We start from the raw sequence: 22,665 nt of genomic DNA, 5'->3' as shown, positions 1-22,665 counted from the left end.
CCTGCCCATGCGTGCCGCATAGCGCTGCGATGCGCGTCTCCATCCTTTCCGCCGCCGGCTGGCGAACGCCCGCCAGCTTCTCCAGCCTCGCCACGCTCGCGCTGCTTTCCGGCTGCGTCGCGCCGCGCACGGTTGAGGCACCGCCCGCGCCTGCCCCGGTCGCGCGCCCCGCACCGGCGCCGCGCCCGATGCCGCTGACCGCGGACTGGCGTGACTGGCCCTATACACCCGGAACCTGGACGTATCGCCGCGAGCCCGGCGGCTCGCTCGCGTCGTTCGGGACGTCGCCGGGTGCACCCGTCCTCACGCTGCGCTGCGACACCGCCGCGCGCCAGGTCGTGCTCTCGCGCACTGCGAGCGCGGTCACCCCGCTGACGATCCGCACGTCGAGCGTCACGCGGGCGCTGCCCGTCCAGCCCATGACCGCGACCACCGTCGCCGCAACACTGACCGCGACCGATCCGCTGCTCGAGGCGATGGGGTTCAGCCGCGGCCGGTTCGTGATCGATCAGCCCGGCCAGCCGCCGCTCGTCGTCCCCGCCTGGGCCGAGATCGGGCGGGTCGCGGAGGACTGCCGCAGCTGATTTGCGGCCAAGCGACAGCCGCGAAGGATCGATCGAAATCTTATCCAAATCAAGGCTTGTATCGCGGCCATACTCGGCACACATTGCGGTCGCGGCCAAGCTTGGTCGTGTTTTTTCAACAAGCGAAAGGAGGTGATCCGATGTCTCATGGTTCAGCAGTGAGTTCGGTTCGGTTCGTTCGGGGGACGCACCGCTAATATCCGACGACATGCGTGGGGGGTATCCTCCCCCAGTCAACGCGTGTGTCACAGGATGAGGTGGTACGCATGGTCCTCCGGGCTGGAGCTCTCCGGCCGCTGACCATGTCTGGAGGTTGCCGGGTCGCAGGGATGCGCCTCGGCAACCTCTTTTCATTTGTGGTGAAGTATTTTCGCGGAGGTGTGAGTCGCGCCGGCCTTGCGACAGCGACCGATACCCGCGGTGTGACGTGGTACCGCTTCCTACCCAGACGCGCCGTCATCCTGACGAAAGTCAGGATCCAGAGCCATCAACAGCGCGCTTTATAACCCTGGATCCTGACTTTCGTCAGGATGACGGGAGGAGAGGATGACGGGGGGAGGAAAAGCGGGATCTTTCCGCCTCCCCTCCCGATCCGCCTTACAGAAACGCCTTCGCGCGCTTCAGCACGACGTTGCAAAGCTGCGTCTTCACCTGCCCGCCGAGATTCCCCAGCGCCAGCGTCTGGCCATTGCCGGCCTGGACCTGCCCCGCCTGCCCCGCGGCGAACCCGGGCGAGGTCTGCACGTCCTTGCGCCCGGTCAGGCGTTGCAGGATCGACTGCGCGCCGCTGGCCTGCGGTGCCGCGCGCGCGCCGGTCTGACCGCCGGTCAACCCGCCAAGCATCCCGCCCTGCCCAAGCAGGTTGTTCTTGAGACAATAGCCGAGCAGCCCTGCGGCATTGCCCGCGCCGATCGACCCGATGCTCGGCGCTGCGCCACCGAACAGTCCGCCCAGTCCGCCGCCAAGGCCACCGAGGCTGTCGCCAAGTCCTCCGAGACCCCCATTGGACTGGGTGGACGCGGGCGCCGGTGTGCTGGTCTGCGCGCTGGCGCCGGCCGTCATGAGAGCCGCGATTGCGATCGCGAGAACGGGGGTGGCGGGCTTGAACATACGAAACTCCTGTGGTTCGCACGGTCAACGGAGGGGCCACCCTCCCCGTTCCCATCTATCGGCCTCGGCGGGCCCCGGCATCACGCAGGGGTCAGCAAGCCCTCGCGCGCGATCTTCTCGCGCCAGACGAGCGGGGCGAGCTGGTGGACGTTCTCGCCCGCCGAATCGACCGCGACCGTCACCGGGAAATCGGCGACCTCGAATTCGTAGATCGCCTCCATGCCGAGATCCTCGAAGCCGACGACCTTCGATGCCTTGATCGCGCGCGCGACGAGATACGCCGCGCCGCCGACCGCCATGAGATAGGCGGACTTGCGCTCCGCGATCGCGTTGGTCGCATCCGCGCCGCGTTCGGCCTTGCCGACCATCGCGAGCAGGCCCTGGTCGAGCATCATGCGCGTGAACTTGTCCATGCGTGTCGCGGTGGTGGGGCCCGCGGGGCCGACCACCTCGGCGCCGACCGGATCGACGGGGCCGACATAATAGATCACGCGACCGCGGAAATCGACGGGGAGCTCCTCGCCCTTGGCCAGCATGTCGGCGATCCGCTTGTGCGCGGCGTCGCGGCCGGTCAGCATCTTGCCGTTCAGCAGCAGGCGATCGCCATGCTTCCAGGTCTGCACCACCTCGGGGGTCAGCGTGTCGAGATCGACGCGGATCGCCGCCTTGTCGGGCGTCCAGTTCACATCTGGCCATTCCTCGAGCTTGGGCGCTTCGAGATAGACCGGGCCCGAGCCGTCGAGCACGAAATGCGCGTGGCGCGTCGCGGCGCAGTTCGGGATCATCGCGACCGGCTTCGACGCGGCGTGCGTCGGCCAGTCGAAGATCTTGACGTCGAGGATCGTCGAGAGCCCGCCCAGCCCCTGCGCGCCGATGCCGAGTGCGTTGACCTTGTCGTAGATCTCGATCCGCAGCGCCTCGATGTCGTTCCTTGGGCCGCGCTCCTTCAGCTGCGCCATGTCGATCGCGCCCATCAGCGACTGCTTGGCGAGGATCATCGACTTTTCCGCGGTGCCGCCGATGCCGATGCCGAGCATGCCCGGCGGGCACCAGCCGGCACCCATCTGCGGGATCATCTCGAGCACCCAGTCGACGATCGAGTCGCTCGGGTTCATCATCTTGAACTTCGACTTGTTCTCGCTGCCGCCGCCCTTGGCCGCGACGTCGATCGAGACGGTGTTGCCCGGCACCATCTCGACATGCATCACGCTCGGCGTGTTGTCCTTGGTGTTGCGGCGCGTGAAGGCGGGATCGGCGAGGATCGAGGCGCGCAGCTTGTTCTCGGGGTTGAGATACGCCTTGCGCACGCCTTCATCGACGACCTCCTGCAAGGAGCGCGTCGAGTCGAGACGGCAGTCCTGGCCCCATTTGACGAAGATCGTGACGATGCCGGTATCCTGGCAGATCGGGCGGTGGCCCTCCGCGCACATCCGGCTGTTGGTGAGGATCTGCGCGATCGCATCCTTGGCGGCGGGCGATTTCTCGGCCTCGTACGCGACGCCGAGCGCGCGGATGTAATCCATCGGGTGGTAATAGCTGATGAACTGGAGCGCGTCGGCGACGCTTTCGATCAGGTCGGCTTCGGTGATGACGGTCATGCAGCGCCTTTATGGATACAGGGTTGCAGGCGTCTTAGCGTCGATCATGTGATTTATGAAGCCGGCGGGCGTCCCGGCAGCCGCATGGCAGGAGGAGCGGCCCTGCCCCTCCTGACACGCGTCGCGCGCGTCGCCGGCGTACCGGCGCGGCGGCCGAGCCGGATTACATCGGCGGGGTCAGGCCGTCCTTGCCGACGGCGACCGACTTGGCACCCGACGCGCCGGCCGGCGTGACCGCGAACAGCTTCTGCCCCTTCGCCAGGACCGAGCGCTCGGTCGGCTCGAACCGGACGATCGGGGTGCCGACGGGAACGACGACCTGCGCCTTGCCGCCCTTGTACGAGATGCTCAGCTTCGTCTCGCCGGGCTTGCCTGCACCACCAGTGACGGTGCCGTTGGTCATGCCGCTCTGCTGATCGACGGTACCGTTCGTCATCGCGCTCTGGCCATCGACTGTGCCATTGGTCATCGCGCTCTGCCCGTCGACGGTGCCGTTGGTCATCGCGCTCGACCCGTTCATGCCGCCGCCTGCGGCCGCGACCGCGCCGGGGACGTCCCAGGGATAATGCCCTTCGCCGGCCCCGCGCATCGCCTCGGGAAAGATGACAAGTTCGACCGCGCGCAGCGCGTCGTCGGGGCCGGTCGTCGCCGTACCGACGAAGTCGCCGTCCTTCAGCGTCGACAGGTCCGACTTCACCACCCAGGCGACCTTGGTCTGCGCGTCGAGCGGGACGCTGACCGACTTGCCGTCATAGGTCTGGACGGTCAGCGCGTCGGTGCCGACCGCGGTGATCACACCGCGGACGCGCGTGACGTCGGACGCCGGGCTTGCCGCCGCACTGGTGTTGGCGGTGGCGCTGTTGGCGCCGGTCGATGTCTGATCGCCACAGCCGCCAAGGACCGCGATCACGCCGCTAAGCAGCATCAGCTTTTTCGTCACCATCGCATTGGGTCCTTCGATTATCCTGCCGCACGGTACCATGGCGGCACCGGCGGGCAATTTGCGGGCGGCCATGAAGACATGGTCGGTTCGGTTCAACGCCGGAACCGAGCAACCGGACGCATCCCGTCGACGCGATGCGTGGTGGGGCGCGATATCGGCGCGGCTGCAGCTATCCTCGCGACAGCGCCATCCCTAGACTCCACCGATGCAGGATATACGGAACATCGTCGTTCTGACGGGCGCGGGCATCTCCGCGGAGAGCGGGATCGCGACGTTCCGCGGGCCGGGCGGCTTATGGGAAGGCCACCGAGTGGAGGACGTGTGCACGCCCGAGGCGCTCGCGGCGGATCCGGAACTGGTGCACCGCTTCTACGATCTGCGGCGCGCGGCGCTGGCGGCGGTCGAGCCGAACGCAGCGCATCACGCGCTCGCGCGGCTGGATGCAGCGTGGCCGGGCGAACTGCTGATCGTTACGCAGAATGTCGATGACCTGCATGAGCGCGCAGGGGCGACGCGGATGCTGCATATGCATGGCGAGTTACTGTCGGCGCTGTGTGCGGTGTGTGGCGCGCGGCAGGACTGGGCCGGGGCTTTGCCGAAAGGGTCGGTGTGCGGCGCGTGCGGGTCGGCGGCGTTGCGGCCGGACATCGTGTTCTTCGGCGAGATGCCGTACCAGATGGAGCGGATCGAGGCAGCGCTGGCGCGTTGCGATCTGTTCGTGTCGATCGGGACGTCGGGTGCGGTGTATCCGGCGGCGGGGTTCGTGCAGACCGCGGCGTATCACGGCGGCGCGACGCTCGAGCTCAACCTCGATCCGTCGATGGGGAGCGTGTTCTTCGAGGAGACGCGGATCGGGCCGGCGGGTGTGCTGGTGCCGGATTGGGTGGAGGAATTGCTGGCCTAGGACGTCCCGCGCGGAAAACGCCACCTCCCCGGCGAAGGCCGGGGTCCAAGTGGAGAGGTCGAGGTAACGACGCGCTGCCCCCCGTTATGAACGGCCCCCAATTGGGCCCCGGCCTTCGCCGGGGTGGTATTGCGGAACTCTACTCGACCCAGTCGAGGCCGATGTCGCGGTAGACTTCGCGGTCTTCGTCCCAGCCGGGTTTGACCTTCACGTGCAGGTAGAGGTGGACGGGCTTGCCGGTGATCGAGGCGAGTTCGATGCGCGAGCGTGCGCCGATTTCCTTGATCCGGACACCGCCCTTGCCGAGCACGATCGCGCGTTGCGTCGGGCGTTCGACGAGGATCTGCTGGTGGATCTCCAACGACCCGTCCTGGCGCTCGATATACTGCTCGGTCTCGATCGTGCTCGCATAGGGCAATTCGGCGTGGAGCTGGAGGTAGAGCTGCTCGCGCGTGACCTCGGACGCGAGCGCGCGCTCGGTCGAGTCGGACACCTGGTCTTCGGGATAATGCCACGGGCCTTCGGGCATCGCCTTGGCGAGCTCGGCCTTGAAGTGCGCGAGGCCGTCGCCGGTGCCGGCGCTGATGAAGAACGTCTCGGCGAAGGGGAGCAGCGCGTTGAGCTTTTCCGCGTGGATCAGCAGCTTGGTCTTGTCGGCGAGATCGACCTTGTTGAGGATCAGCCAGATCGGTTCGGTGCGGCCGACCAGCGACTCGACGATGGTCGTGACCTTGCCGCCGATCCCGCCCTTGGCGTCGACCACCAGCGCGATGATGTCCGAGCCTTCCGCGCCGCCCCAGGCGGCGGCGACCATCGCGCGGTCGAAGCGGCGCTTGGGCTCGAAGATGCCGGGGGTGTCGACGAGCAGGATCTGCGTGTCGCCTTCGATCGCGACGCCCATCAGTTTCGCGCGCGTGGTCTGCGCCTTGGGGCTGACGATCGCGACCTTCTGGCCGACGAGCGCGTTGACGAGCGTCGACTTGCCGGCGTTCGGCGCGCCGACGATGGCGACGAGGCCGCAATGCTTGGGGGTCGCCGATTGGGGGGCGGAAGTCTCAGGAATGGTAGGTTCGGTCACGCAGGTTCTTTTCGGCATCGGGATATTCGGCGCCGCTCATACAGATAAAACGCGCGGCCGTCATTCCCGCACCCGCCGCATCCGTCATCCTGACGAAAGTCAGGATCCAGGGTCACGCAGGCTGTCGCTCTTGGCTCTGGATCCTGACGTTCGTCAGGATGACGGAGAGGTGCGGGTCAGCCGAGCTTTTCCAACAGCGCCTTGGCGGCCGCGGTTTCGGCTTCCTGTTTGCTGGAGCCCATGGCGGTCGCCTCCGCGAGCTTGCCGATCGAGACGAGGATCGTGAATTTGGGGGCGTGGCCGGGGCCGGAGCGTTCGACGACGGTGTATTCGGGGGGCTTGCGGTTGTGCGCGGCGGCCCATTCCTGGAGCGCGGACTTGGGGTGCTGCGGGGCCTTGGCGCCTGCTTGCACCCTGTCCCCCCACGCGCCGCGGACGAAGGCGCGCGCGGCGTCGAGGCCGGCTTCCTGATACCAGGCGCCGATCAGCGCCTCCATGACATCGCCGAGCACATTGTCGCTGTCGCTCGCGCCGTCGTCGCGCGCCTGCTTGCCGAGTTTCAGATGCGCGCGGACGCCGAGGCTGCGCGCGACGTCGGCGCAGACGGGGCCGGTGACGAGCGCGTTGAGGCGCTTCGACAGCGAGCCCTCGGGATCGGTCGCGAACAGCTCGTACAGCCATTCGGCGATGATGAGGCCGAGCACGCGGTCGCCGAGGAACTCGAGCCGCTCATAGTTTGCCGCGGCCTGGCTGCCATGCGTCAGCGCGCGCTCATAGGGTGCGAGGTTGGTCGGAACGCGGCCGAACACGGTCTTCAGCCACTGCGCGAGGTCGCTCAAAAGCCTTCCCCGATCCGGCTCCAGCGCGCGGCGCTGACCCAGGTCCACGGCTTCAGCCATTCGGCGTTGCCGTCGGTCGAGAAGAAGCTGACGACCGCCTTCCCCTCGACATTCTCGAGCGGGACATAGCCCATGCCGCTCGGCGCGGGGAACCGGCTGTCGCCGCTGTCGTCGCGATTGTCGCCCATCACGAAGATATGACCCGCGGGGATCGTGTACAGCCCGGTATCGTCGCGGTCGGGGAGTTGCGCCTGATCGAGCACCTCGTAGCTGCGGCCACCCGGCAGCGTTTCGCGGAAGCGCGGGTAGCGGCAGATCTGGACGTTGGCGACGACGTCGACGAACGGCGCGCCGCATTTCTCGGCGTCAAAATTGGCGGTGAGCGGGATCGTGAAGTCGGCGATGCGGAGCTTCGGGATCGCCTTGCCGTTGAGATAGGCGACGCCTTGGCGCATCTGGACGGTCTCGCCGGGCAGGCCGATCACGCGCTTGATGACGTCGTGATCGAGCACTTCGGGCGCGCGGAAGACGACGACGTCGCCGCGCGTCGGCGTGCTGCCGAAGATACGGCCGGGGATCAGCGGCACGCCACCCGGCAGCGACCAGCGCGAATAGCCGTAATTCCACTTCGACACGAAGAGATAGTCGCCGATCAGCAGCCGCGGCAGCATCGATTCGGACGGGATGCTGAACGGCGCAAAGATGAAGCTCCGCAGGATCAGTACGACCACGGCCAGCTTCAAAAGGAAGCGGAACGTCTCTGCAGTTTCGGAGCGCACCGGTTTGGTCTTCGTGTCTTTTGCCATGCTCGCGGGTTTGCTCAACCGGCGCGTGTCGTCAAGCGCATGCAGGATACCGAACGCCGAAAGACCGTTGTCGCGGTCTCGCGCTTGCAGCATGACCGGCGCGCACGTCTATTCGGAGAAGTAGCATGACCGCCGACTGGTCCAAGATCGAAGCCCTGCCCGCCACCACGCTGACCGACCTGTTCGCGCAGGACTCGGAGCGCCTCTCGAAGCTGAGCCTCGACGTCGCGGGTATCCATTTCGACTGGTCGAAGACGCATCTGACCACGGACATGGTCGCCGCGTTCGAGCAGATGGCGAAGGCGCAGGATCTGGCGGGCAAGCGCCAGGCGCTGTTCTCGGGCGAGGTCGTCAACGTGACCGAGGGCCGTGCGGTCGAGCACACCGCCGAACGCGGCGAGGGCAAGCCCGAGAGCGTCGCGATTGCGCAGGCGAGCCACCAGCGGATGCGCACGCTGATCGACGCGATCGAGGCGGATGCGCTGGGTCCGGTGCGGCATATCCTGCATGTCGGGATCGGCGGGTCGGCGCTGGGGCCGCAGCTGCTGGTCGACTCGCTCGGGCGTGACGACAAGCGCTATGATGTCGGGATCGTCGCGAATGTCGACGGCGTCGCGCTGGAGGACGTGTTCGAGCGCTTTGATCCCGCCGCGACGTTGCTGGTGGTCGCGTCGAAGACCTTCACCACGACCGAAACGCTGATGAACGCCGAAGCCGCGCTGCAGTGGATGACCGAGCATAATGTCGAGGATCCGTACGGCCGCGTGATCGCGCTGACCGCGGCGCCCGAAAAGGCGATGGAATGGGGCGTCGACGAGACGCGCATCCTGCCGTTCGCTGAGAGTGTCGGCGGGCGTTACTCGTTGTGGTCGACGATCGGCTTCCCCGCCGCGATCGCGCTCGGCTGGGACCGGTTCGAGGAGCTGCTCGAGGGGGCGGCCGAGATGGATCGCCATTTCCGCCTCGCGGCGCTGCACGAGAATGCGCCCGCGCTCGCGGCGTTCGCCGACCTGTATTACACGCAGATCCGCCATGCCGAGACGCGCGCGACCTTTGCCTATGACGAGCGGCTGCGGTTGCTGCCGAGCTATCTTCAGCAGCTGGAGATGGAGTCGAACGGCAAGTCGGTGACCGCGGATGGCCAGCCGCTCGGGCGGCCTTCGGCGGCGATCACCTGGGGCGGGGTCGGCACCGAGGCGCAGCATGCGGTGTTCCAGCTGCTCCACCAGGGCACGCATCTGGTGCCCGTCGAGTTCGTCGCGTCGATCGAGGCCGGCGACACGCTGCCCGAGGAGCATCACAAGGCGCTGTTGCTCAACGCGTTTGCACAGGGTGCGGCGCTGATGGCGGGCAAGCAGGTCGAGGATCCGGCGCGCAGCTATTCGGGTGATCGGCCGTCGTCGACCTTGCTGCTCGACGATCTCGATGCGCGCACGCTGGGGGCGCTGATCGCGTTCTACGAGCACCGGGTGTTCGTGAACGGCGTGCTGCTGGGGATCAACTCGTTCGACCAGTTCGGGGTGGAGCTGGGCAAGGAAATGGCGAAGGCAGCGGAGAAGGGCGGGCAGACGTTCGATCCTTCGACCGATGACCTGATCAAGCGCGCGTTCGGGTAAGCTGGGCTTGGGGGAACGCGCTTCCCCCAACCTTCACTTCCCCGGCGCAGGCCGGGGCCCAATTGGGAAGGCGGTCGTTTAGGAAACTACGGTTCACCCGATTGGGCCCCGGCCTTCGCCGGGGTGGAAGGGTAGAAAAGGGAGCGCGAGCGTACCTCCCGCGTTACGCCTTGATGCCCATCCTCTTAGCTGCCGCGCTCGCCGCCTCTCCCACCCTCGCGCAGATGCAATGGGAGCGTCGCGTGCTGATCGTCGCGGCACCTTCCGCGCAGGACCCGACGCTTGCCGCGCAACGCCGCATCCTCGGCACCTGGACCGCGAAACGCGACGAGCGCGACCTTACCGTCGTCGAGATCGTCGGCGATCAGGTCCGCGGCGCCGGTGACACCGCGCGTACGCTGCGCCGCAAGTTCCGCCTCCCCACAGGCTTTACCGCGATCCTCATCGGCAAGGACGGCGGCGAGAAACTGCGTAGCGCGCACCCCTTCCCTACAGCCCTGCTCGAACAGACGATCGACGCGATGCCGATGCGGCGGGCGGGTCGGCGATAGAGCCGGCCGATCAGCCTGATCGCCGCGCCGGGCTTGTCCGCGCATCCCCCCTGCCCCAGATGGCACCCAAAGCCGCAGCGCGGCGGCGCGACGACAAGGATAGCCCGTGACCGATACCCAATTCGACTATGACCTCTTCGTCATCGGCGCCGGCTCGGGCGGTACGCGTGCATCGCGGGTCGCCGCTGCACACGGCGCACGCGTCGCGGTCGCCGAGGAATATCGCGTCGGCGGCACCTGCGTCATCCGCGGCTGCGTGCCCAAGAAGCTGCTGATCTACGGCGCGCATTTCGCCGAGGATCTGAAGGACGCCAAGCGCTTCGGCTGGCAGGTGCCCGACGATTGCGCGTTCAGCTGGCCGACGCTGCGCGACAACGTCATGGAAGAGGTCGACAGGATCAACGGCGCCTATACGCAGACGCTTGAGAACAACCATGTCGACATCATCCACCAGCGTGCGGTGGTCTCGGGCCCCAACGAAGTCACACTCGCCGACGGCAGCAAGAAGACCGCGGCGAAAATCCTGATCGCGGTCGGCGCGCATCCGCTGGTGCCGGACTGCCCCGGTGCCGAGCACGGCATCACCTCGAACGAGGTGTTCCATCTCGACGCCGTGCCGAAGCGCGTGCTGATCGCGGGCGCAGGCTATATCGCCAACGAGTTCGCAGGCATCTTCCACCAGTTTTCCGCACACGTCACGCTCATCAACCGGACCGACGTGATCCTGCGCGGCTATGACGAATCGATCCGCGACCGGCTGCTCCAGATCTCGATGAGCAAGGGCATCGACTTCCGCTTCAACGCGGCGTTCCAGGGAATCGACAAGGGCGAGGACGGCTGCCTGACCGTACACACGAGCGGGCACGAGCCGATCGTCGTCGATCTCGTGATGTTCGCGACCGGCCGCCTGCCCAACACCAAGGGGCTCGGGCTCGAGACCGCAGGCGTCGAACTCGACGCGGCGGGCGCGGTGGTGGTCGACGACGACAATAGGTCGAGCTGCGACAGCATCTTCGCGGTCGGTGACGTCACCAACCGCATCCAGCTGACCCCCGTCGCGATCCGCGAGGGGCAGGCGTTCGCCGACACGTTCTTCGGCAACAAGCCGACGCGCGTCGACTACGCGAACGTCCCCGCCGCGGTGTTCAGCCACCCGCCGATGGCCGGCGTCGGGATGACCGAATCGCAGGCGAAGCAGGCGCTCGGCTCGGTGAAGGTCTACACGTCGGACTTCCGGCCGATGAAGAACGTGCTGGCGGGGCGCAACGAGCGCTCGCTGTACAAGATGATCTGCGACGGCGAGACCGACCGCGTCGTCGGCATCCACATGATCGGCCCCGACTGCCCCGAGATCCTGCAATCCGCCGCGGTGGCGGTGAAGGCGGGGCTCACCAAGGCCGATTTCGATGCGACGGTCGCGCTGCATCCGACGATGGCGGAAGAGCTCGTCCTGATGAAATAGCCCTAGTCGACGAACACCGCGGCGCGTTTTTCGATGTTGGCGCGGACCTGTTCGACCTGGTTGGGCTTGCGCATGACCCGTCCCTGCGCGTCGCTTTCGGCGCGCAGGATCGCCGCCGAGTCCGCATCCGCGGCGAGCGTGTAGAGCGCCTTCGACCCCCGGATCGCCTGCGGGTTCTTCGCGGCGATCGCGCGGGCCATCGTCATCGCGGCGGCATGCGGATCCTCATCGAGCCGCGTAACGAAGCCGAGGTGCAGTGCCTCCGCTCCGTCGAATTCGCGCGCAGTATAGGTCAGTTCGCGCAACACGTCATCGCGCGCGAGCGTCCGCCACAAAGCGATCCCCGCCATGTCGGGCACCAGCCCCCAATACGTCTCGCGGATTGCGAACCGCGCCTGCGGGTGCGCGATGCGGATATCGGCGCCCGACATGATCTGGAACCCGCCGCCGAACGCGACGCCGTGGACCGCGGCGATCACCGGCATCGGCAGCATGCGCCAGCCCCAGGCGACCTGCTGCACCAGATTGGCGTCGCCATACGCCCGGTCGTCGAGCGACAGACCCGACCCGCCGCCCGCCATCGACGCCATGTCGAGCCCCGCGCAGAACGCCCGGCCCTCGCCCGACAGCACGACGACGCGCACCTCGGCCATCCCCGCCAGCCGGTCGATCGCGGCGGCGATCCCCTCGAACATCGCCGGGTCGATCGCATTCATCTTGTCCGCGCGGTTGAGGCGGACATCGGCGATCCCGTCGGCAACGGCGATGGTGACCCGGTCGTTCATGGCGATCCTCTCTCCTGATCTCGTTGCGGGCGACGCTAGCCCCGCCCCGCATTTGCGGCAATGTTGCGCAGCGGTCGGTGGCGTGTAGAGGTTGGGACATGGACGGGTTCGATGCACAGCGATTTTCGAAGCATGGGTTTGGCGGGCACGGCGCCGCGCTCGGCATGCGCTATCACGCGCACGGCGCGGACTGGGCAGAGCTCGCTTTGCCCTATGATCCAAAGCTTGTCGGCGATCCGTCGAGCGGCGTGATCGCGTCGGGGCCGATCATCACGATGATGGACATGGCGACGAGTCTCGCGATCTGGATCAAGCGCAACGCGTTCGTGCCGCATGCGACGCTCGATCTGCGCGTCGATTACCTGCGCCCGGCGACGCCCGGCAAGACGGTGATCGGCCGCGGCGAATGCTATCGCCTGACGCGGTCGATCGCGTTCGTGCGGGGCCAGGCGCATGACGGCGACCCCGACGATCCGCTCGCGCATGTCGCGGGGACGTTCATGGTGCTCGGAACATGGTGATCGGTCTTCCCCCCTATGCGGCGATCCTCGGCGTCTCGATCGAAGCCGAGGACGGCGCGCCGCCGATCCTGGTCATGCCGTTCGCCAACGACGTGGTCGGCCGCCCCGGCTTCCTCCATGGCGGCGCGATTTCCGGGTTGCTCGAAGTGGCGGCGATCGCCGCGCTGTACCATGCGCTCAATGCCGAGGGCGGCGATGGCGCCTCCGCACGCATCAAGCCGGTCAACGTCACGGTCGATTTCATGCGCGGCGGGCGTGACAAGCCGACTCGGGCCGCCGGCGTGGTGACGCGGCTTGGCACGCGCGTCGCCAATGTCGAGGCGACCGCGTGGCAGGACGAACGCGACAAGCCGATCGCCGCTGCACGAATGAACTACCTGATCGTACGAGATTGATCCCATCCCCCCGCGCGGCAGGGGGATGGGTCCAACACCTTATTTCGCAGTCAGCTTGATCAGCCGGCCCTGCGACTCACCGCCGTCTTCGAGGACCCAGAGCGCGCCGTCGGGGCCCTGTTCCACCTCGCGGATGCGCGCACCCATGTCCCACTGATCGCCCTTCGCCGCCGTCGTGCCGTTCAGGTCGACGCGGACCAGCGACTTCGACGACAGCCCGCCGATGAACGCATCGCCCTTCCATTGCGGGAACATCGCGCCCGAATAGATCATCAGCCCGCCCGGCGAGATCACCGGGTTCCACGACACCCTGGGCGCCTCGTAACCGTCGCCCGGCTTGTGATCGGGAATGTCGCGGCCATCATAATGGCTGCCGTTCGAGGCGTTGGGCCAGCCATAGTTCAGGCCGGGCCTGATCAGATTGACCTCGTCCCCGCCCTTCGGCCCCATCTCCTGCTCCCACAAATTGCCCTGCGCGTCGAACGCGATGCCGAGCAGGTTGCGGTGGCCATAGGTCCAGACCTCGGGCGCGAACCCCTTGGCGGCGAGCGGGTTGCCGGGCGCGGGCTTGCCGTCGAGCGTCAGGCGAAGGACCTTGCCCAGCGTCATCTTCGGATCCTGCGCCGGCGTGAACTTCTGTCGCTCGCCATTGGTGAAGAACAGATATTTGCCGTCGGGCGAAAACGCGATGCGACCCGAATAATGGCCATTGCCCTCGACGAACGGCCGCGCGCTGAAGATCACCTCGATCTCGCCAAGCCGCTCACCACCCCCGCCGTCGGGGCGCAGCCGCCCGCGCGCAAGGACGACGCCCTTGCCGCCCTCGCCCGCGCTCGAATAGCTGAAATACACGCGCTTGCTCGTCGCGAAATCGGGCGCGAGCACGACATCCATCAGGCCGCCCTGCCCCGCCGAGTCGACCGTGATCGTCGCAACCGTCTGCCGCGTCTTGCCGTCGGCGGACACGAGCAGCATCTGCCCCTTCTTCTCCGTCACCAGCATCCGCGCATCGGGCAGGACCGTCATCGCCCAGGGTGACTCGAAATCGGCGACCACCGTCTCGGTGAACGGCTTGCCGCCCGCGGTCTGCGCCGCAGAGACGGTCGCTCCGAGCAACGTGGCGGACAGGATGGTGGTGGCGAACAGCGTGCGACGAATCATGATCTTCTCCCGGAAATCTCAACGCAAACGCAGCGTGACGAACGAAGGTTGCTCCCGCTTGCGGAGCAACGCCAGCCGGCGTATAGAGACATCACTTCTCTACATCGCCAGGTGAAGAGGCTGCGGGGCTTGCTCCGCGGCGGAAACCCCCTGTGCTTTGGCCCTGTTTGGAATTTCGATGGCGAACATCGCCCTGCTGACCGACCTGATCGAACCCGAGGCGAAGGCGCTCGGCCTCAGCCTCGTGCGCGTGCGCATGCAGGGCGGCAAGTCCGACCCGACGCTGCAGATCATGGCCGAGCGCCCCGACACCCGCCAGCTCGTGATCGAGGATTGCGCCGAACTGTCGCGCCGCATCTCGGACAAGTTCGACGCGCTCGAAGCCGAGGGCAAGGACCCGGTCGGCGAGGACGCGTACCGTCTCGAAGTGTCGAGCCCCGGTATCGACCGCCCGCTGACCCGGCTCCAGGACTTTGCCGATTGGGAAGGCCAGGAAGCGCGTATCCGCCTCGTCGAGCCGTTCGAGGATCGCAAGCAGATCTCGGGCAATTTGATGGGCGTCGAGGGCACCAAGATCACCGTCGACGTGAACAAGCACAAGATCATGACGATCGACTTCAGCCAGGTCGCCGACGCCAAGCTCGTCATGACCGACCGACTCATCGCCGCGACCGCGCCGCTTTCAACCGAAGGCGCGGACGAAGTTTTCTATCAAGACACGCCCACCGATGAGCCCGACGCTCACGAGGCCGACACCGAAGAAGGACAGCATTGATGGCCACGGCAGTCACCGCAAACCGCGCGGAACTGATCGCGATCGCGAATTCGGTCGCGTCGGAGAAGATGATCGACAAGGCGATCGTGATCGAGGCGATGGAGGACGCGATCCAGCGCGCCGCCCGCTCGCGTTACGGCGCCGAGAACGACATCCGCGCCAAGCTCGATCCGAACACCGGCGATCTGCGCTTGTGGCGCGTCGTCGAAGTGGTCGAGGCGGTCGATGACTATTTCAAGCAGGTCGACGTCAAGGGCGCGCAGAAGCTCCAGAAGGACGCAGCGCTCGGCGACTTCATCGTCGATCCGCTGCCCCCGATCGAATTCGGCCGCATCGCCGCACAGGCTGCCAAGCAGGTCATCTTCCAGAAGGTCCGCGACGCCGAGCGCGAGCGCCAGTTCGAAGAGTATAAGGACCGCGCGGGCGAGATCATCACCGGCGTCGTCAAGCGCGTCGAGTTCGGCCACGTCGTCGTCGACCTGGGCCGTGCGGAAGGCGTCATCCGCCGCGACGCGCAGATCCCGCGCGAAGTGGTGCGCGTCAACGACCGCATCCGCTCGCTGATCCTCAACGTCCGCCGCGAGAACCGTGGGCCGCAGATCTTCCTGTCCCGCGCGCACCCCGACTTCATGAAGAAGCTGTTCGCGCAGGAAGTCCCCGAAATCTACGACGGCATCATCGAGATCAAGGCGGCCGCGCGCGATCCCGGTTCGCGCGCAAAGATCGGCGTCATCAGCCATGATTCGTCGATCGATCCGGTCGGTGCGTGCGTCGGCATGAAGGGCAGTCGCGTCCAGGCCGTCGTGCAGGAGATGCAGGGCGAGAAGATCGACATCATCCCCTGGTCGCCCGATATCGCGACCTTCGTCGTCAACGCACTGCAGCCGGCCTCGGTCAGCCGCGTCGTGATCGACGAGGAAGAAGAGCGCATCGAGGTCGTCGTTCCCGACGATCAGCTGAGCCTCGCGATCGGCCGTCGTGGCCAGAACGTGCGGCTCGCGTCGCAGCTCACCGGCAAGGCGATCGACATCCTCACCGAGGCCGATGCCTCGGAGAAGCGCCAGAAGGACTTTGTCGAGCGTTCGGCGATGTTCGAGAAGGAGCTCGACGTCGACGAGACGCTCGCGCAGCTGCTGGTGGCCGAAGGGTTCACGAACCTCGAAGAGGTCGCCTATGTCGAGGTCGAGGAAATCGCGGGCATCGAGGGCTTCGACGAAGACCTCGCGGGCGAGCTGCAGAACCGCGCGACCGAGGCGCTCGAGCGTCGCGACGCCGCCAGCCGCGAAGAGCGCACCGCGCTCGGCGTGGAGGACGCGCTGATCGACATGCCGTATCTGAACGAGGCGATGCTCGTCACGCTCGGCAAGGCGGGCATCAAGACGCTCGACGATCTCGCCGATCTGGCGACCGACGAACTGGTCGAGAAGAAGCGCGTCGAGCCACGCCGTCGCAACGACGACGCGCCCAAGCGTCCCGAGCCCAAGGGCGGCATTCTCGCCGAATACGGTCTCAGCGACGAGCAGGGCAACGAGATCATCATGGCCGCGCGTGCGCACTGGTTCGAGGACGAGGCCCCCGAGGCTGACGCTGACGAGGCGGACGAGGCTCCGGTGGAAGCGGCTTCGGCCGAGGACACTGCGGCTGACGACGTCGCGGCAGATGACGCTGCCGACTCGGCCGACGCGAAGAGCGAGGACGACAAGGCCTGATGCCGTTTGTCAGCATCCGCATTTCGGGGTCCGCCACCAAGGACCAGAAGGCCGGCATCGTCGCCGACGTCACCCAGTCGCTCGTCGAGCGGCTGGGAAAGAACCCGGCTGCGGTGCAGATCGTGATCGAAGAAGTCTCGACCGAGAATTACGGCGCGGGCGGCCAGTTGCTGGTCGACCGCGACGCCCTGAAGCCGCAATTGCAGGAGGACGCTCATGCGGAATCCTCGCAATGAGACGCTAGGCGCTACCGACACCCTGCCCTCCTCGTCCCCCGCAAGCGGGGCGGGACAGGGCGATCGCCCGGCTTCGACCAAGGGCAAGGGCGGCAAGCGCGAGCGCGCCCCCGGCCCGCCGCGCGTGCGCGAAGGCGCCGAGGCCGAACCCATCCGCCGGTGTATCCTTTCGGGTGAGCGCGACGTCCGGCCGCATCTCGTCCGCCTCGCGCTGGCGCCGGACGGACAGATCCATCCCGACGTGCGCGCCAAGGCGCCCGGCCGCGGTGCCTGGGTCGGCGTCACGCGCGTCGAGCTCGAGGCCGCGATCAAGAAGGGCAAGCTGAAAGGCGCGCTCGCACGGGCGTTCAAGACCGGCGAATTCACGATTCCCCCAGAGCTCCCCGCGCAGATCGAAGCCGCGCTTGAGCGTAACGCGCTCGACCGGCTCGGGCTCGAATCGCGTTCGGGCACCGTCCTGATCGGATCCGACCGGATCGAGCAGAACGCGCGCTCGGGCAAGCTGAAGGCGCTCTATCATGCGTCCGACGCTGCCGAGGATGGCAACCGCAAGCTCGACCAGGCGTGGCGCATCGGCAACGATGTCGAAGGGTCGGGTCTGCGGGGGTTGGCACTGCCTGCGTCACGCACCATATTGGCGTTGGCGCTGGGGCGGGAAAATGTGGTACACATTGGCCTGACCGACCGCGCTGCAGCAAAGCGGGTGAGCGAAGCGCTCGACCGTTGGCTGCATTTTATCGGCCCCGAACCTTCTCCCGTGTCTTGCGAAACGGCCTCGCAGGGCGCATCGGCGTCCCAACAAAACGGGACGTCACCCATAACAGGGGCGTCCGGATCGACCGGACACAGCCCGGCCGTGGACATGACTGAGGAATTTGAGTGAGCGACACGGACAACGAGAAGCCGAAACTTGGCATGCGCGCACCTTTGGGTGTGAAGCGCACGGTCGAGACCGGCCAGGTGAAGCAGAGCTTCAGCCACGGCCGATCGAATACGGTGATCGTGGAAACCAAGCGTGCGCGCGTGCTGCGCCGTCCGGGCGAGCCCGACGGTCCGGTCGCGGATGCACCGGTTGCGGCGCCCGCACCCGTTGCGGCGCCGGCACCGGCTCCACAGGCGCGTGCTCCACAGCCCGCCCCAGCCCCGGTGCGTCAGCCGGCGCAGAGCAACCTGTCGCCGCAGGAGCGTCAGGCAAAGCTGCTGCGCGAGGCGGAAGAGCAGCGCATGAACACGCTGGAAGAGGGGCGTCGTCGCCAGGAGGCCGAGCGTCTCAAGGCGGCCGAGGACGAGCGCAACCGCGCCGCCGACCGCGCCCGTGCCGAGGCGGAAGCCAAGGCCGCGCCGGCGCCGAAGCCGGTCGAGGCCCCTGCGCCCGCGCCTGCCCCCGCGGTCGAAGCAACGCTTGCGCCCGTCGCGGCGCCGACGCCTGCGCCCGTCGCTGCGCCAGCCCCGGCTCCGGCCGCGACACCTGCGCCCGCGCCTGTCGTCGCCGCACCGAAGCCCGCACTCGTCGTGGCGGCACCTGCGCCGGCTCCCAAGCCTGCGCCGGCCCCCGTTGCTCCGCCGGCACCGCCGCCGATTCTCGAACTGTCGCGCGATCCGTCGATGCCGGCACCACGCCGTTTCTCGCCGGTGGCGCGTCCCGAACGCCCTCCCCCGCCGCCAAAGCCCGTTGCAGCGCCTGCCGCAGCAGCAGCGCCGACCACGGCGGCCAATGCCGGTACGACCGCAGCGCGCCCTGGTGCGACCGGTGCAAACGCACCCGCGGGTGGCGTACGCCGCGATGCCGTCCCGGCACGGCCGCAGCAGCGTGACCGCAAGGGCGACGATCGTCGCACGTCGGGCAAGCTCACCGTCAACCGCGCGCTCGGCGATGGCGACGGCGCCCGCGCCCGCTCGCTCGCCGCGCTCAAGCGTGCACGTGAGAAGGAGCGTCGCGGCACCGGTGGTCCGCGCGAGCCGCAGGCCAAGCAGGTTCGCGACGTGGTCGTCCCCGAGGCGATCACGGTGCAGGAACTCGCCATCCGCATGGCCGAGAAGGGTGCCGACCTCGTCAAGGCGCTGTTCAAGATGGGCATGCCCGTCACGATGACGCAAACGATCGACCAGGATACGGCCGAACTGCTCGTCACCGAATTTGGTCACAACCTGACGCGCGTCAGCGACGTCGACCAGGATCTGGCGAACGACACGATCGACGATGCCGAGGAGACGCTGCGTCCGCGTGCCCCGGTCGTCACGATCATGGGTCATGTCGATCACGGCAAGACGTCGCTGCTCGACGCGCTGCGCGGCACCGACGTGGTGCGCGGCGAAGCGGGTGGCATCACCCAGCATATCGGCGCGTATCAGGTCACGCTGAAAGACAAGTCGAAGATCACCTTCCTCGACACGCCGGGCCATGAGGCGTTCACGCAGATGCGTGCGCGTGGCGCGGACGTCACCGACATCGTCATCCTCGTGGTGGCGGCGGACGACGGCCTGATGCCGCAGACGGTGGAGGCGATCGCCCACACCAAGGCGGCAGGCGTCCCGATGATCGTCGCGATCAACAAGATCGACAAGGAAGGCGCCAATGCGCAGAAGGTGCGCGAGCGCCTGCTGAGCGAGGAGATCGTGGTCGAGGACATGGGCGGCGACGTCCAGGACGTCGAAGTCTCGGCGCTGAAGAAGATCGGTCTGGATACGCTGATCGAGAAGATCCAGCTTCAGGCCGAACTGCTCGAACTGCGCGCCAATCCGGATCGCGCGGCCGAGGGTACAGTGATCGAGGCCAAGCTCGACAAGGGTCGTGGCCCGGTCGCGACGATCCTCGTCAACCGCGGCACGCTCAAGGTCGGCGACATCTTCGTGGTCGGCGGCGAGAGCGGCAAGGTCCGTGCGCTGGTCGACGACAAGGGCAAGCAGATCAAGGAAGCGGGTCCGGCGATGCCGGTCGAGGTCCTGGGGCTCTCGGGTGTCCCGTCGGCGGGCGATCCGTTCCAGGTCGTCGAGAACGAGGCGCGTGCCCGCGAAGTCGCGGAATATCGTCGCAGCGTGAAGACCGACAAGCGGACCGCATCGGTTCCTGCCAGCCTCGAGAGCATGTTCTCGGCGCTGAAGGAAAAGCAGGCGATCGAATATCCGCTGGTCGTGAAGGCGGATACGCAGGGTACCGTCGAGGCGATCGTCGGGGCGATCAACAAGATCTCCACCGACCTGATCAAGGCGCGCGTGCTGAGCTCGGGCGTCGGCGGCATCACCGAGTCGGACGTCACGTTGGCGGCGGCATCGGGTGCACCGATCATCGGCTTCAACGTTCGCCCGAACGCCAAGGCCCGCGAGATCGCCGAGCGCCAGAAGGTCGCGTTCAAATATTACGACGTGATCTACGACCTGATCGACGAGATCCGGGCGGGGATGGCAGGCGAGCTTGGACCGGAAGCGTTCGAGACGGTCGTCGGCCGTGCGGAAATCCGCGAGGTCTTCTCGGCGGGCAAGCATGGCAAGGCGGCGGGTCTGCTCGTCACCGAGGGCAATATCCGCAAGGCGCTCAAGGCCCGCATCACGCGCAACGACGTCATCATCTACCAGGGCGAAATCGCATCGCTGCGTCGCTTCAAGGATGATGTCGCCGAAGTCCGTGCCGGTCTCGAATGCGGCGTGACGTTCACGTCCAACTTCGTCGACATCAAGGCAGGCGACTATCTCGAGACGTTCGAAGTCGAGATGCGCGACCGCACACTGTAATGACGTAAAGCCCTCTCCCCGGGGCCCGTGAAACCGGTAGTTTCATGGGTCTCGTCGTGGGGAGAGGGCCGGGTCAGGGGCAATACCGAGCGCTCGCGGTCGGGATTGCCCCTCACCCCCACCCTCTCCCCGGAGGGGCGAGGGAGCTGGAAGAATGAAGACCGATACCCCCGAAACCAAGTCCGTCCGCACGTTGCGTGTTGGCGAGCAGGCGCGTCACGCGCTCAGCGACATTCTCGCGCGCGGCGACGTGCACGATGCGGTGCTCGAAAAGCATCTCGTCACGATTACCGAGGTCCGGATGTCCCCCGACCTTCGCCACGCGACCGTCTTTGTGAAGCCGTTGCTCGGCAAGGACGAGGAGAAGGTGCTCAAGGCACTGCGGACCAACACCGCCTATCTTCAGCGCGAGGTCGCGGCGCGCGTGCAGATGCGCTACGCCGCCAAGCTGAAGTTCCTCCCCGACGAGAGCTTCGACGAGGGCACGCATATCGACGCGCTGTTGCGCGCCCCGCATGTCGCGCGGGATTTGGGCGCCGACGAAGGCTAGACGAGAATTCCGCGCTGACTGCGCTGGCCGATTGCCACGCAACTTGCCCAGAGGATGATCGCGCAGGGAATGCCGGTTGCGGCATGCCGATCCGCCGCCGGCAGCAGCAGCGCGATCGTGCCTGTCGCGATCATCGCCGACCCGGTCGCATAATAGACGGGCGTCGGTATGCCGCGCGCGATCGGCAGGAAGTGCAATCCGACGACGATCGCAAGGATCGGCACCGCCGCATCGGGGATGCCGAGCACCGGGGCCAGCGCGAAGGTCGCGAATATCGCGATCCCCTCGACCATCGTCCAGATGCCGATCAGCCGTCCGATACGCTTGGCGTCCGCCGCTGCCCGTACCGGCGCGGCGATGCGACTTGCCCAGGTTATCAGCATCACCGAGATCACGATCGGGACAGCTATGCCTGGCCAGCCGAAGCCTGCAAGGCCGATAACGCCCCAGATCGCCCCGAAGATAGTAAGAACCCAGATAGCAGCGCGCATGACGATCCCCCGATATCATCGGCGATGGTATCCGCGCCGCGCGCAATGTCCACACACACACAGTGGACGCATCGCATGACGCACGCCTAAAGCCATGCAATGGCGAAACTCTATTTTTACTACGCGTCGATGAATGCGGGAAAGTCGACGAACCTGTTGCAGGCGGACTTCAACTATCGCGAACGCGGAATGCGGACGATGTTGTTCACCGCGGCGATCGACGACCGGTTCGCAGCGGGGACAATCACCTCGCGAATCGGGCTGGAGGCGCCGGCGATCGCGTTCGATGCGGAGACCGATATCGGGGCGTGCATCGCCCGGCAGCACGGCGAGGATGCGATATCCTGCGTGCTGGTGGACGAGGCGCAGTTCCTCACCCCCGCACAGGTCGACCAGCTCGCTCATGTCTGCGACGTCGTCGGCATCCCGGTGCTCGCCTACGGCTTGCGGACCGATTTCCAGGGGGCACTCTTCCCGGGGTCGGCGCGTCTGCTGGCGCTGGCGGACTCGCTGGTCGAGATCAAGTCGGTCTGCATGTGCGGGCGCAAGGCGACGATGAACCTGCGCGTCGACGCGAACGGCCGCGCGATCGCCGAGGGGCAGCAGACCGAGATCGGCGGCAACGACCGCTATGTCGCGTTGTGTCGACGTCATTTTACTGACGCGCTTAGGTAGCCCCCGCCCTTCCGCTTCCACTACCCCGTCATCCTGACGAAAGTCAGGATCCAGGGTACCAAACACGGTTGCACATGGCTCTGGATCCTGACTTTCGTCAGGATGACGGAGTGCGTGGGGCTCGCGATCTTGCCCCCCAGAATTCAA

At 66.9% G+C, this 22,665-nt stretch carries 23 protein-coding genes; 14 read left to right on the top strand and 9 right to left on the bottom strand.

All coding sequences use genetic code 11. The features are described from left to right. Positions 1-29: 29 nt before the first annotated feature. Positions 30-584, top strand: a complete 555-nt coding sequence (locus tag AC0CH3_RS00495; RefSeq protein ID WP_354304449.1) for a hypothetical protein — start codon at positions 30-32, stop codon at positions 582-584. 597 nt (positions 585-1,181) lie between these two features. Here the strand turns inward: AC0CH3_RS00495 and AC0CH3_RS00490 are convergent. From AC0CH3_RS00490 to AC0CH3_RS00480, 3 genes are all read right to left on the bottom strand, one after another. After that, positions 1,182-1,694, bottom strand: a complete 513-nt coding sequence (locus AC0CH3_RS00490) for a DUF2501 domain-containing protein (RefSeq protein WP_354304447.1) — start codon at positions 1,692-1,694, stop codon at positions 1,182-1,184. Positions 1,695-1,774: 80 nt separating this feature from the next. After that, on the bottom strand, positions 1,775-3,292 hold the full coding sequence (locus tag AC0CH3_RS00485; RefSeq protein ID WP_354304446.1) for a fumarate hydratase: 1,518 nt from the start codon (positions 3,290-3,292) through the stop codon (positions 1,775-1,777). Positions 3,293-3,455: 163 nt separating this feature from the next. Beyond that, positions 3,456-4,235 carry a hypothetical protein gene (locus tag AC0CH3_RS00480; protein WP_354304444.1) on the bottom strand — a complete coding sequence of 260 codons (780 nt, stop codon included), beginning with the start codon at positions 4,233-4,235 and terminating at the stop codon, positions 3,456-3,458. Positions 4,236-4,440: 205 nt separating this feature from the next. Here AC0CH3_RS00480 and AC0CH3_RS00475 point away from each other — a divergent pair, with 205 nt between their 5' ends. Next, positions 4,441-5,139: an NAD-dependent deacylase gene (locus tag AC0CH3_RS00475; protein ID WP_354304443.1), complete on the top strand. Its 699-nt coding sequence runs from the start codon at positions 4,441-4,443 to the stop codon at positions 5,137-5,139. A 139-nt stretch (positions 5,140-5,278) separates the two neighbouring features. Here the strand turns inward: AC0CH3_RS00475 and era are convergent, their stop codons facing one another. The 3 genes from era to lepB form a co-directional block, all read right to left on the bottom strand. Beyond that, the gene (era, locus tag AC0CH3_RS00470; RefSeq protein ID WP_354304442.1) at positions 5,279-6,217 is read right to left on the bottom strand and encodes a GTPase Era; all 939 of its coding nucleotides are present in this window, start codon (positions 6,215-6,217) and stop codon (positions 5,279-5,281) included. Positions 6,218-6,393: 176 nt separating this feature from the next. Continuing rightward, entirely contained in the window at positions 6,394-7,098 is a 705-nt protein-coding gene (rnc, locus tag AC0CH3_RS00465; RefSeq protein ID WP_354304478.1) for a ribonuclease III, read from the bottom strand. Next, positions 7,053-7,862 carry a signal peptidase I gene (lepB, locus tag AC0CH3_RS00460; RefSeq protein WP_354304476.1) on the bottom strand — a complete coding sequence of 270 codons (810 nt, stop codon included), beginning with the start codon at positions 7,860-7,862 and terminating at the stop codon, positions 7,053-7,055. Before lepB ends, rnc begins: the two co-directional genes overlap by 46 nt. A gap of 125 nt (positions 7,863-7,987) precedes the next feature. Between lepB and pgi the strand changes: the two genes are divergently transcribed. The 3 genes from pgi to gorA all read left to right on the top strand — a co-directional run bounded on the left by pgi (position 7,988) and on the right by gorA (position 11,491). After that, entirely contained in the window at positions 7,988-9,478 is a 1,491-nt protein-coding gene (gene pgi, locus AC0CH3_RS00455; RefSeq protein ID WP_465237455.1) for a glucose-6-phosphate isomerase, read from the top strand. A gap of 173 nt (positions 9,479-9,651) precedes the next feature. Next, complete coding sequence (locus tag AC0CH3_RS00450; protein ID WP_354304438.1) at positions 9,652-10,029, top strand: DUF4174 domain-containing protein; 378 nt, start codon at positions 9,652-9,654, stop codon at positions 10,027-10,029. Between the two features lie 106 nt (positions 10,030-10,135). After that, positions 10,136-11,491, top strand: coding sequence for a glutathione-disulfide reductase (gene gorA / locus AC0CH3_RS00445; protein ID WP_354304436.1), 1,356 nt, complete (start codon positions 10,136-10,138; stop codon positions 11,489-11,491). A gap of 2 nt (positions 11,492-11,493) precedes the next feature. Here the strand turns inward: gorA and AC0CH3_RS00440 are convergent, their stop codons facing one another. Continuing rightward, positions 11,494-12,276, bottom strand: coding sequence for a crotonase/enoyl-CoA hydratase family protein (locus tag AC0CH3_RS00440; RefSeq protein WP_354304434.1), 783 nt, complete (start codon positions 12,274-12,276; stop codon positions 11,494-11,496). 98 nt (positions 12,277-12,374) lie between these two features. On the opposite strand from AC0CH3_RS00440, the gene AC0CH3_RS00435 reads away from it, so the two are divergent. After that, positions 12,375-12,797, top strand: coding sequence for a PaaI family thioesterase (locus tag AC0CH3_RS00435; RefSeq protein WP_354304432.1), 423 nt, complete (start codon positions 12,375-12,377; stop codon positions 12,795-12,797). Then, complete coding sequence (locus AC0CH3_RS00430) at positions 12,791-13,192, top strand: PaaI family thioesterase (RefSeq protein ID WP_354304430.1); 402 nt, start codon at positions 12,791-12,793, stop codon at positions 13,190-13,192. The genes AC0CH3_RS00435 and AC0CH3_RS00430 overlap by 7 nt, the downstream gene beginning before the upstream one ends. Before the next feature lie 39 nt (positions 13,193-13,231). Here AC0CH3_RS00430 and AC0CH3_RS00425 read toward each other — a convergent pair whose 3' ends face one another. Beyond that, positions 13,232-14,353 carry a PQQ-dependent sugar dehydrogenase gene (locus AC0CH3_RS00425; RefSeq protein WP_465237454.1) on the bottom strand — a complete coding sequence of 374 codons (1,122 nt, stop codon included), beginning with the start codon at positions 14,351-14,353 and terminating at the stop codon, positions 13,232-13,234. A 178-nt stretch (positions 14,354-14,531) separates the two neighbouring features. Here AC0CH3_RS00425 and rimP point away from each other — a divergent pair, with 178 nt between their 5' ends. From rimP to rbfA, 6 genes are all read left to right on the top strand, one after another. Continuing rightward, positions 14,532-15,128 carry a ribosome maturation protein RimP gene (rimP, locus tag AC0CH3_RS00420; RefSeq protein ID WP_354304428.1) on the top strand — a complete coding sequence of 199 codons (597 nt, stop codon included), beginning with the start codon at positions 14,532-14,534 and terminating at the stop codon, positions 15,126-15,128. After that, on the top strand, positions 15,128-16,837 hold the full coding sequence (gene nusA / locus AC0CH3_RS00415) for a transcription termination factor NusA (protein WP_354304426.1): 1,710 nt from the start codon (positions 15,128-15,130) through the stop codon (positions 16,835-16,837). Before rimP ends, nusA begins: the two co-directional genes overlap by 1 nt. Continuing rightward, positions 16,837-17,073: a tautomerase family protein gene (locus tag AC0CH3_RS00410; protein ID WP_354304424.1), complete on the top strand. Its 237-nt coding sequence runs from the start codon at positions 16,837-16,839 to the stop codon at positions 17,071-17,073. Before nusA ends, AC0CH3_RS00410 begins: the two co-directional genes overlap by 1 nt. Further along, positions 17,054-17,956: a DUF448 domain-containing protein gene (locus tag AC0CH3_RS00405; RefSeq protein WP_354304422.1), complete on the top strand. Its 903-nt coding sequence runs from the start codon at positions 17,054-17,056 to the stop codon at positions 17,954-17,956. The genes AC0CH3_RS00410 and AC0CH3_RS00405 overlap by 20 nt, the downstream gene beginning before the upstream one ends. Beyond that, complete coding sequence (infB, locus tag AC0CH3_RS00400) at positions 17,953-20,802, top strand: translation initiation factor IF-2 (RefSeq protein ID WP_354304420.1); 2,850 nt, start codon at positions 17,953-17,955, stop codon at positions 20,800-20,802. Before AC0CH3_RS00405 ends, infB begins: the two co-directional genes overlap by 4 nt. 154 nt (positions 20,803-20,956) lie before the next feature. Next, entirely contained in the window at positions 20,957-21,352 is a 396-nt protein-coding gene (gene rbfA, locus AC0CH3_RS00395; RefSeq protein WP_056016473.1) for a 30S ribosome-binding factor RbfA, read from the top strand. On the opposite strand, the gene AC0CH3_RS00390 is transcribed toward rbfA, so the two are convergent. Further along, entirely contained in the window at positions 21,349-21,843 is a 495-nt protein-coding gene (locus AC0CH3_RS00390; RefSeq protein ID WP_354304418.1) for a hypothetical protein, read from the bottom strand. The two genes, rbfA and AC0CH3_RS00390, sit on opposite strands and share 4 nt — an antisense overlap. A 99-nt stretch (positions 21,844-21,942) precedes the next feature. Between AC0CH3_RS00390 and AC0CH3_RS00385 the strand changes: the two genes are divergently transcribed. Then, positions 21,943-22,518: a thymidine kinase gene (locus AC0CH3_RS00385; protein ID WP_354304416.1), complete on the top strand. Its 576-nt coding sequence runs from the start codon at positions 21,943-21,945 to the stop codon at positions 22,516-22,518. Positions 22,519-22,665: the final 147 nt, after the last annotated feature.

This window comes from Sphingomonas sp. AC449, from assembly GCF_979253475.1.
This window is presented reverse-complemented; position numbering and strand designations above follow the sequence as displayed.